Below are 9688 nucleotides of genomic sequence, written 5' to 3' on the forward strand. Positions count from 1 at the left end.
GCTGGGACCCAGGTGGACACGTGGCGTTGGTGCCTAGACCATCAACGTGACGGCAGCGCTGACGGCAACGACGGCACACGCTCGCATGCGACGGCTGACCTGGGCGTTCGGCATCAGAAGCTGTCGGCATCGGGCACAAGACCCTGCCCGATCCTACGGATCAGAAGGTTGCAGGTTCGAATCCTGCCGAGTGCACAGCACGTTAGAGGCCCCGTGGAGAGATCCACAGGGCCTCTAGCTTTTGTCTTGACTCGGGCGCTGGAGAGGCCCGCATCGGTCCAGCCCTCTGCCTTGCGGAATCCGCATGGCTGAGAGCTGGTCGCCGCGTCGGTCGTCAGTAGGTGACGTAGTCGCTGCGGACCCATCCCGTGACGCCCTTGTGGGCCCCGGACGTCACCTTGCCGTACCACCAGACCGGAGTCGGGTACGTCTTGGTGCAGTAGTACGTGAACTTGGTCCCCTTGGTCAGCTGCCCCAGGGAGCCGTAACTCGTTGCGGGGCCCTTGCGCAGGTTCACGTTGTTCGTTTTGATCTTGTAGTACGTCTGGTCCGGTTCATCGAGATTGCACTTCGGGTTGGTGACCGCGCCGGCGCTTGGGGCGATGATCGCCGTCCCGCCGAACAGTGCGACCGCCGCGGCAGTCGTCGCGATCGCGTTGCGGAGCAAACCTTGCCGCATGCTTGCCTTCTCCTGTGCAGTGACAGGCGCACCCCCGTATGGACGCGCCGCTCGTTGTCGCTCGTTCCGGCGAACTCGCAACTCAGTCAGCATAGTTGGTGCTTTTGCAATGGCGACGCCCGGACTTCGCGATTTTGTGCAACCTTCAAAGACGGCGGGCGTCGGTGGCGCGCCGCTGTCCAGAAGGGGACGCTTGACTCGGGGGCAACGTGATGGAGGGGTACTCCATGACTCGGACCAGCTCGGACCACAAGGCGCGCACACCGTTCTTCTCCCGCCCCGGCGTCCGCCGCTTCCTGCCGTTCGTTCTGATCAGCGCGGTCGCTCTGATCTTCATCTTCGAGAACCGCTCGGACGTCGAGATCCGACTGCTCGTGCCGATCGTGACCATGCCGCTGTGGGGAGCCCTCCTGATCGCCTGGGGGCTCGGCATGCTCGCGTGCGTCTTCACCGTGCGCCGACGGTCCAGCCGGCACTCCCGGCAGCCGAAGTAGGGCAGCGGGTCCCGTAGGCGTCCCCAGGGCCGGGGTCCGGGTCAGTTCGGGCGGCAGTGTTCTTCCAGGTAGGTCGCCGCGAGCGTGCTCGCGCGGGTGAACCAGTCGTGCAGGACCGCGATCTCGTCCGGCGTGTACTCCGCGAAGAGGTGCTGGAGGCGGGCGTAGTACGGCTCGTAGACCTCCCGGACCCGGGCGACCGCGTCGGGCCGGGCCGCGACGCGGATGCGGCGGCGGTCCGTGGGGTCGGGGCGGCGGGTGATGTAGCCGGCGCGCTCCAGGCGGTTGAGGATGCCGGTGACCGCGCCGGTGGTGACATGGACGCGGGCCGCCAGGTCGCCGGCCGTGGGCAGGTTCTCGCCGGCCTCGATGACATAGGCGAAGCAGGTGAGGTCGGTCACACTCAGGCCAACTTGCTGGGCGATCTCGTGCTGTCCGACAAGGTGAGTCGCGATGAGCTGGTCCATCGCCGACAGCGCCTGCTCCGGTGTCGCGGCCGGACGAGGCTTGGCGTGCATTCCCAGATCCCTTAGTTCGTGAGATGTTTGGGTTGTAAAAGTCTTAGCAAGTGAGGGGTTCGGTGGGTCGGACCCTCGGTGCGAGGGAGTGGCACGTGAGTGCACATCAGTATGACCACGGGCACACGGTCGCGGGGTGGGTCGGATGCGGCATCGGCTCGGTCGGGGCCGGTGTGGCGGGGCTGGGGGTCTGCACCGTCTCCGGCGTGCTGATCGCGGGCGGACTGGCGATCGGGGTCGTGGGCCTGCTCGTCACCTGGGCCCTTCACCTCTCCGGTTGGGGGAAGGGGCCGGGCACACGGCCCCGGGCCGAGTGGGGCTGGCGCGTGCGGGACTCGGCGGCGCCGGGCGGGCACGAGGAGTGCCTGGGGTGCCGGCTGGCCGGGCGCGGGCGGCGTGCGGCGGGTGCGGGTGCGGGTTCGGTGGAGCCGGTCATGCCGGTGCAGCGCACGGGCGAGCCGGAGACCGTCGCCTCGGTGGGGACCGACTCGGTGCGGTAGAGCCGTTCGGCCCGGTGCGGTAGAGCCGTCTGCTCACCGGTCGACCCATCGGCGGGCTCTCACCGACCGGCCCTGCATCTGCCCCGGCCGCCGGTCATCAGTTCGCCCCTACGGAGCAGCCTGGCGAGTCGGCCCATCGGCCCCCCGCCGCCGGCGCCCAATGTCAGTGGTGCCCCCTACTCTCGGCAGGGATGGCACAGGCATGGAAGTGCTCGGGGCTGCGTTGGTCGGCGGATGCGCCCGTGCTGCTGTGGGGCGGCGGGCGGCGCAGTGCGCTGACCTGGGGGAAACGTGTGTCCTTCGGGGTCGCGGAAGGGGGTGTGCGCAGCTGCGTGGGGGCTCGGGGGCATGCGTGCCCGCTGGGTGCGGTCGTGTCGGGGCGGAGCACGGGGGCGCGGTGCGAGGAGTGTGCGCGGCTGGACCGGGCGCACTCGGTGGCGGCGGACACCATCGCCGACGATCCACGGCCGTACCGCGTGTACCTGGCGTGGTTCGGCCCCGGCATGGTCAAGGTCGGGATCACGGCCCGGGAGCGGGGGAGCGCGCGGCTGCTCGAACAGGGTGCCGTCTGTTTCAGCTGGCTCGGCGTCGGTCCGCTCATGGCCGCACGGCGTACGGAGGAGCTGCTCAGGGCCGCCCTGCGGGTACCCGACCGGATTCCGTACGCCGAGAAGCGGGCCGTGCGGGCCGCGCTGCCGGAGGCTGCCGCCGACCGGGCCCGTGAGGTCGCCGAGCTGTACGAGCGGGCGGTCGCGCTCCCCGCGTGGCCGGAGTCGCTCGTACGGGAGCCGCTGCGGGTCGTCGACCACGTGGACGTGTTCGGGCTCGCCGGGGTGCCCGTCGCCGTCGGGGACGTGCGCGAGCTCGTCGCCGGGGGCGTGGTCGGCGGGGAGCTGGTCGCGGCCGCCGGGCCCGATCTGCATCTGGCCACCGGCGCCGGGGTCGTGGTGCTCGACACGCGGTTGATGACCGGGTGGGGGCTGGTGCCCGCGACGGGGAGTGAAGTGACCGTCCCGATCAGGCCGTTCACGGAGGCCGCGGGCGTGCAGGACGGCTTGTTCTGAACGGGCCGGGCTCTGCGGGCATCCACTGACCACCCGACCCGGTTCCGGACGGGCCGGGTCTCCCGGACGGCACTGACCAGCCCGGCCCGTTCTGCACGGCCCGGGTCTCCCGGGCGGCACTGACCAGCGCGGCCCGTAGGGCACCAGCCACTGACCCGCCCGGCCCGTTCCGCTCCCGCCGGGTCTCCCAGGCGCCCCCTGAGAAGCACCTGTGCGTTTCTCAGAGAAATCACAGGTTGGCGAAAGCGTGTTCTCAGAGGCCCTCGACATCGTGTTCACATGACCACGACCTCGCCCCAGGGGCGCACCGAACTGCTCAGGCCGGACGGGAGCCCCGTCCGCGTGCTTGTGGTGGACGACGAGCTGTCGATCACCGAGCTGCTGTCCATGGCCCTGCGCTACGAGGGGTGGCAGATCAGGAGCGCCGGTGACGGCACGGGCGCGATCCAGACCGCCCGTGACTTCCGGCCCGACGCCGTCGTCCTCGACATGATGCTGCCCGACATGGACGGGCTGGCCGTCCTCGGGCGGCTGCGCCGCGAACTGCCGGACGTGCCCGTGCTGTTCCTGACCGCCAAGGACGCCGTCGAGGACCGGATCGCCGGCCTGACGGCCGGCGGCGACGACTACGTCACCAAGCCGTTCAGCCTGGAGGAGGTCGTCGCGCGGCTGCGCGGGCTGATACGCCGCTCCGGTGCCGCCGACCGGCGCTCGGACTCCACGCTGGTCGTCGGCGACCTCACCCTCGACGAGGACAGCCACGAGGTGACCCGGGCCGGGGACAACATCCATCTCACCGCCACCGAGTTCGAGCTGCTGCGGTTCCTGATGCGCAACCCGCGCCGGGTGCTCAGCAAGGCGCAGATCCTGGACCGCGTGTGGTCGTACGACTTCGGCGGCCAGGCCAACGTCGTCGAGCTGTACATCTCCTATCTGCGGCGGAAGATCGACGCCGGGCGCGAGCCGATGATCCACACGCGGCGCGGTGCCGGTTACCTGATCAAGCCCGCCGCGTCGTGAGCGGACGACGGCGGCTGCGGGTCCAGGGGGAGAGACTGGGGCGGCTGCGCCGGCCGCGCACGTTGCGGACGCGGCTCGTGTTCTCCGCCCTGGCGCTGATCGCCGTCGTGTGTGCCGTCATCGGAACGGTGACGACGATCGCGATGCACTCCCGCCTGTACGAGCAGCTGGACAGCGCGCTCAGCGGGGTGGTGGGTCGCGCCGCGGGCGCCGGCCCGGAGCTGCCCGGCGGTGCGCAGCCCAGGCCCGAGCCCTCGGGGCAGCCGGACAAGGGTGTGCCCAAGGTGCCCGACCTCTCGAAGTTCGTCACGCAGGGGCCGCAGCAGATGATCGGCACCATCGCCGCGAAGGTCCGCGGCGGCGCGATCACCGAGGGCATGGTCAGCAAGCCCACCAAGGACGACAACGACGTCACGCAGGCCGCCCCGTACACCCTGAGCAAGACGCAGACGGCCGAGCTGAACGCCGTCGCCAAGGACGGCAAGACGCACACGGTCACCATCTCCGGGCTGGGCGAGTACCGCGCGGAGTACCGCGAGGGGGCCAACGGCGCCTACTACGTCGCGCTGCCCACCACCGAGGTCACCGACACCCTCAACACTCTCGTCCTGGTCGAGATCAGCGTCACCGCTGCCGGCCTCGTCGCCGCCGGCATCGCCGGCACGGTCATCGTCGGCGTGGCCACCCGCCCCCTGCGCCGGGTCGCCGCCACCGCCACCCGGGTCTCCGAACTCCCCCTGCACACCGGCGAGGTGAACCTCAGCGAGCGTGTGCCCGACTCCGAGACCGACCCGCACACCGAGGTCGGCCGGGTCGGCGCCGCGCTCAACCGGATGCTCGACCACGTCCACGGCGCCCTGCACGCACGGCAGCAGAGCGAGACGCGGGTCCGGCAGTTCGTCGCCGACGCCAGTCACGAGCTGCGCACTCCCCTCGCCTCCATCCGCGGATACGCCGAACTGACCCGACGCGGGCGCGAGGACGTCGGGCCGGACACCCGGCACGCGCTCGGGCGGATCGAGTCCGAGGCCGGGCGCATGACGCTGCTCGTCGAGGACCTGCTGCTGCTCGCCCGGCTCGACGCCGGCCGCCCCCTGCAGTTCGAGCAGACCGACCTCGTCCCGCTCGTCGTGGACACCATCAGCGACGCCCGTGCCGCCGGCCAGGACCACAACTGGCGCCTCGACCTGCCCGACGAGCCCGCGCTCGTGTCGGCGGACGCGGCCCGGCTGCAACAGGTCCTCGTCAACCTGCTCGGCAACGCGCGCAGCCACACGCCACCCGGTACGACCGTCACCGCCCGCGTCCAGCGGCGCGGACCCTGGCTGTGCGTGGACGTCGAGGACGACGGGCAGGGCATCCCGGCCGAGTTGCTGCCGCACGTCTTCGAACGGTTCGCGCGCGGCGACTCCGCGCGCTCCCGCACCCACGGCTCGACCGGCCTGGGCCTGGCCATCGTGCAGGCCGTGGCGAGTGCGCACGGCGGTGCCGTGACCGTCGACAGCGTGCCCGGGCGGACCGTCTTCACGCTGCACCTGCCCGCGCTCCCGGCCCAGCCGCAGCCGGACATGAGCCGGCAACAGCACTCACAGGCACGCCACAGCGTCACCACACCGGCACGACAGGGCGCCTGACGAAAGTCGGTTCCATGCGAACCGACTCTTCTCCCGGCACCCTGCCGGCGCGGGAGCACCTCCCGGCCGCACCAGCCGGTACGCCTGTCCTGGACGTAGTGATCCCCGTCTACAACGAGGAGAAGGACCTCCAGCCGTGCGTCCGCAGACTGCACGAGCACCTCGAGAGGACGTTCCCGTACGCGTTCCGCATCACGATCGCGGACAACGCCTCCACGGACACCACCCCGCAGGTGGCCCGGACGCTGGCGGCGGAGATCCCCGAGGTCACCACCTTCCGGCTGGAGCAGAAGGGGCGCGGCCGGGCCCTGCGGGCCGTCTGGTCGGCCTCGGACGCCCCGGTCCTCGCCTACATGGACGTGGACCTGTCCACCGACCTCAACGCCCTGCTGCCGCTGGTGGCGCCGCTGATATCCGGCCACTCGGACCTCGCGATCGGCTCCCGGCTGGCCCGCAGTTCGCGGGTGGTGCGCGGCCCCAAGCGGGAGTTCATCAGCCGGGCCTACAACCTCATCCTGCGCGGCTCGCTCCAGGCGCGGTTCTCGGACGCCCAGTGCGGCTTCAAGGCGATCCGCCGGGACGTGGCACAGGTGCTGCTGCCCCTCGTCGAGGACACCGGCTGGTTCTTCGACACCGAGATGCTGGTGCTCGCCGAGCGGGCGGGCCTCAGGATCCACGAGGTGCCGGTCGACTGGGTCGACGACCCCGACTCGACCGTGCACATCGTCCGGACCGCGACCGACGACCTCAAGGGCGTGTGGCGGGTCGGCAGGGCCCTGGCCACCGGCTCGCTGCCGCTGGACCGGATCGCCCGGCCGTTCGGCGACGATCCGCGCGACCGCGACCTCGAGGAGGTGCCCAAGGGACTCGCCCGCCAGCTCGTCGGGTTCTGCGTGGTCGGCGCCCTGTCCACCCTCTTCTACCTGCTGCTCTACAGCGGCTTCCGGGCCGTCACCGGCTCCCAGATCGCCAACGCCCTCGCCCTGCTGGTCTCGGCGGTCGCCAACACCGCGGCCAACCGGCGGCTCACCTTCGGGGTGCGCGGGCGCGGCGGGGCCGTACGGCACCAGGCGCAGGGCCTGGTCGTCTTCGGGATCGGACTCGCCCTGACCAGCGGCTCGCTCGCCGCGCTGAACGCGGCGACCTCCGAGCCCGCGCACTCCACCGAACTGGCCGTTCTCATCGCGGCCAACCTCGCGGCGACCGTGCTGCGCTTCCTGCTCTTCCGGGCATGGGTGTTCCCCGACCCTCGCGAGGACGAACCGCCGCAGGTCGCCCCGCACGCGGCGAAGTGTGCCGTCCCGTACGACCCGCCGCGGGTCACGCCGTACGACCCGTCGCGCGCCGCCCCGTACGGCACCGCCCCTTTCCGCGCCGGTGAAGCCGCGGAGCCCTGGCGGGACACCACCGTGCAACTGCTGCCGGTGCGCCCGCACGACACCGATGCGAGGAACTCGCGATGACCGTCCACCTCGACCAGCAGATCACCGGCAGAGACACGAACCCCGGGCCCCGGACCCCGGCACCTGCGCCGCATGCCGGTGCCCCGGCCCGGCCCCTTCCGCAGCGGCTGTGGCGCGGCCGCCCCGAGGACCCCCGCTGGGCCCGTCCGGCCTTCCTCGCCCTGCTGCTGGCGACGGCCGTGCTCTACCTGTACGGCTTGAGCGCCTCCGGCTACGCCAACTCCTTCTACTCCGCGGCCGTGCAGGCCGGCAGCCAGTCCTGGAAGGCGTTCTTCTTCGGCTCGCTCGACGCGGCGAACGCCATCACCGTCGACAAACCCCCGGCCGCGCTGTGGCCCATGGCCCTGTCCGTGCGGCTCTTCGGGCTCAGCTCCTGGGCGATCCTCGCGCCCGAAGTCCTCATGGGCGTCGGCACGGTGGCCGTCGTGTACGCGGCCGTGCGCCGCCGGTTCAGCCCCGCGGCCGGTCTGATCGCGGGCGTCGTGCTCGCGCTCACCCCCGTCGCGGCGCTGATGTTCCGCTTCAACAACCCCGACGCGATGCTGGCGCTGCTGATGGCGGCGGCCTGCTGGTTCGTCATCCGCGCCCTGGAGGACGGCCGCACCAAGTGGCTGCTGTGGGCCGGTGCCGCGATCGGCTTCGCCTTCCTCGCCAAGACGCTCCAGGCCTTCCTGATCCTGCCGCCGCTCGCCCTCGTGTACGGCGTCTGCGCCCCGGTGACGGTGCGGAAGCGGATCGGGCAGCTCGCCGCGGCCCTGGTCGCGATCGTCGTCTCCGGTGGCTGGTGGGTCGCGATCGTCGAACTCTGGCCCGCGTCCTCCCGCCCGTACATCGGCGGTTCGCAGAACAACAGCTTCCTGGAACTGACCTTCGGCTACAACGGCCTGGGCCGCCTCAGCGGCGACGAGACCGGCAGTGTCGGAGGCGGCGGTGGCGGCGGCAACGGTGGTGGCAACTGGGGTGAGACCGGCTGGGACCGGCTGTTCGGCTCTTCCATCGGCGGCCAGGTCTCCTGGCTGATCCCGGCCGCGCTGATCCTGCTCGTGGCGGGGCTGGTGGCCACCCGTAAGGCCAAGCGCACGTCGGCGACCCGCGGTTCGTTCCTCGTCTGGGGCGGCGCGCTGCTCACCACCATGCTGGTCTTCAGCTACATGCAGGGCATCTTCCACGAGTACTACACGGTGGCCCTCGCCCCCTACATCGCCCCGCTGGTCGGGATGGGCACGGCACTGCTCTGGGAGAAGCGCGACAAGGCGTGGGCTTCCCTGACCCTGGCCGCCGCGATGACGGCGACCGCGGCGTGGGGATACGTCCTGCTCAACCGCTCCTCCGACTACCTGCCCTGGCTCAAGTGGCTCGTCCTCGTCGGCGGTCTGACGGCGGCCCTCGGCCTGATCTTCGCCGGCCGGCTCGGGCGCCGACTGGCCCTGGGGGCGGCCGGGCTGGGCCTCGTCGCGGCGCTGGCCGGTCCGGCGGCGTACACCCTCACCACCGTGAACGAGGGGCACACCGGCTCGATCGTCACGGCGGGTCCGGCGGTCGCGGGCGGTCGCGGCGGCCCGGGCGGTGGCGGCGGCTTCCCCGGCGGTGGCTTCCCGGGTGGCGGCCAGAACCAGCAGGGCCAGAATCAGCAGAACCAGCAGAACGGCAACGGCAACGCTCAGGGCCGGCAGGGCAACGGCTTCCCCGGCGGCGGGTTCCCGGGCGGCGGCCAGAACCAGCAGGGCCAGAACCAGCAGAACCAGCAGGGCCAGAACCGGCAGAACGGCGACGGCGGCCGTATGGGCGGTACGGGCGGCATGGGCGGCGGGGGCGGTGTCGGCGGTCTGCTCAACGGCGCCAGCGTCGGCTCCGAGGCCAAGAAGCTGCTGGAGACCGACGCCGAACGGTACACCTGGGCCGCGGCGGCCATCGGCGCCCAGAACGCGGCGAGTTACCAGCTCTCCACCGGCGACCCGGTGATGGCCGTCGGCGGCTTCAACGGCACCGACCCGTCCCCGACCCTGGCCCAGTTCAAGCAGTACGTGGCGGACGGAAAGATCCACTGGTTCATCGCCTCGGGCGGCATGGGCGGCGGCCCGGGCGGCAGCGGCGAGGGCGCGTCCTCCCGGATCACCACCTGGGTCGAGGCCAACTTCAAGAAGGTCACGGCCGGTTCGAGCACCTTCTACGACCTCACGCAGAAGGCGAGCAGCTGACACGTCCCCGACGGGATCGAAGGGCGGGGGCCGAAAGCCCCCGCCCATCGCCGTCCGCACCGAAACTCCCTTGTACGCCGGATATGAACAGTTATAAGGGGTAAAGCCTGACAACCTC

9 protein-coding genes are annotated in these 9688 nt (G+C 71.5%); 7 read left to right on the top strand and 2 right to left on the bottom strand.

The window, feature by feature from the left end; all coding sequences use genetic code 11:
- Positions 1–334: 334 nt before the first annotated feature.
- The gene (locus ACFCXS_RS26705; RefSeq protein ID WP_376645850.1) at positions 335–679 is read right to left on the bottom strand and encodes an SH3 domain-containing protein; all 345 of its coding nucleotides are present in this window, start codon (positions 677–679) and stop codon (positions 335–337) included.
- Positions 680–906: 227 nt separating this feature from the next.
- Here ACFCXS_RS26705 and ACFCXS_RS26710 point away from each other — a divergent pair, with 227 nt between their 5' ends.
- Positions 907–1173, top strand: coding sequence for a hypothetical protein (locus tag ACFCXS_RS26710; RefSeq protein WP_376645851.1), 267 nt, complete (start codon positions 907–909; stop codon positions 1171–1173).
- 41 nt (positions 1174–1214) lie between these two features.
- On the opposite strand, the gene ACFCXS_RS26715 is transcribed toward ACFCXS_RS26710, so the two are convergent.
- A complete protein-coding gene (locus ACFCXS_RS26715) occupies positions 1215–1691 on the bottom strand; it encodes a MarR family winged helix-turn-helix transcriptional regulator (protein WP_376645852.1) in 477 nt (158 codons plus the stop codon).
- Positions 1692–1786: 95 nt separating this feature from the next.
- Here ACFCXS_RS26715 and ACFCXS_RS26720 point away from each other — a divergent pair, with 95 nt between their 5' ends.
- The 6 genes from ACFCXS_RS26720 (at position 1787) to ACFCXS_RS26745 (ending at position 9570) form a co-directional block, all read left to right on the top strand.
- Positions 1787–2191, top strand: a complete 405-nt coding sequence (locus ACFCXS_RS26720) for an HGxxPAAW family protein (protein ID WP_376645853.1) — start codon at positions 1787–1789, stop codon at positions 2189–2191.
- A 191-nt stretch (positions 2192–2382) separates the two neighbouring features.
- Positions 2383–3255, top strand: coding sequence for a DUF2797 domain-containing protein (locus ACFCXS_RS26725; RefSeq protein WP_376645854.1), 873 nt, complete (start codon positions 2383–2385; stop codon positions 3253–3255).
- A 279-nt stretch (positions 3256–3534) separates the two neighbouring features.
- Complete coding sequence (locus tag ACFCXS_RS26730; protein ID WP_248503322.1) at positions 3535–4275, top strand: response regulator transcription factor; 741 nt, start codon at positions 3535–3537, stop codon at positions 4273–4275.
- Positions 4272–5909, top strand: a complete 1638-nt coding sequence (locus ACFCXS_RS26735; RefSeq protein ID WP_376645855.1) for a sensor histidine kinase — start codon at positions 4272–4274, stop codon at positions 5907–5909. Before ACFCXS_RS26730 ends, ACFCXS_RS26735 begins: the two co-directional genes overlap by 4 nt.
- 14 nt (positions 5910–5923) lie before the next feature.
- On the top strand, positions 5924–7372 hold the full coding sequence (locus tag ACFCXS_RS26740; protein WP_376645856.1) for a glycosyltransferase: 1449 nt from the start codon (positions 5924–5926) through the stop codon (positions 7370–7372).
- The gene (locus tag ACFCXS_RS26745) at positions 7369–9570 is read left to right on the top strand and encodes a glycosyltransferase family 39 protein (RefSeq protein ID WP_376645857.1); all 2202 of its coding nucleotides are present in this window, start codon (positions 7369–7371) and stop codon (positions 9568–9570) included. The genes ACFCXS_RS26740 and ACFCXS_RS26745 overlap by 4 nt, the downstream gene beginning before the upstream one ends.
- Positions 9571–9688 lie beyond the last annotated feature (118 nt).

Source organism: Streptomyces sp. NPDC056373 (assembly GCF_042262425.1).
Taxonomy (GTDB): Bacteria; Actinomycetota; Actinomycetes; order Streptomycetales; family Streptomycetaceae; genus Streptomyces.

Bases quoted from the DNA above. Each gene is read 5' to 3' on its own strand.
- ACFCXS_RS26730 (WP_248503322.1), top strand. From the start codon at position 3,535: ATGACCACGACCTCGCCCCAGGGGCGCACCGAACTGCTCAGGCCGGAC.
- ACFCXS_RS26745 (WP_376645857.1), top strand. From the start codon at position 7,369: ATGACCGTCCACCTCGACCAGCAGATCACCGGCAGAGACACGAACCCC.
- ACFCXS_RS26725 (WP_376645854.1), top strand. From the start codon at position 2,383: ATGGCACAGGCATGGAAGTGCTCGGGGCTGCGTTGGTCGGCGGATGCG.
- ACFCXS_RS26705 (WP_376645850.1), bottom strand. From the start codon at position 679: ATGCGGCAAGGTTTGCTCCGCAACGCGATCGCGACGACTGCCGCGGCG.
- ACFCXS_RS26710 (WP_376645851.1), top strand. From the start codon at position 907: ATGACTCGGACCAGCTCGGACCACAAGGCGCGCACACCGTTCTTCTCC.
- ACFCXS_RS26715 (WP_376645852.1), bottom strand. From the start codon at position 1,691: ATGCACGCCAAGCCTCGTCCGGCCGCGACACCGGAGCAGGCGCTGTCG.
- ACFCXS_RS26740 (WP_376645856.1), top strand. From the start codon at position 5,924: ATGCGAACCGACTCTTCTCCCGGCACCCTGCCGGCGCGGGAGCACCTC.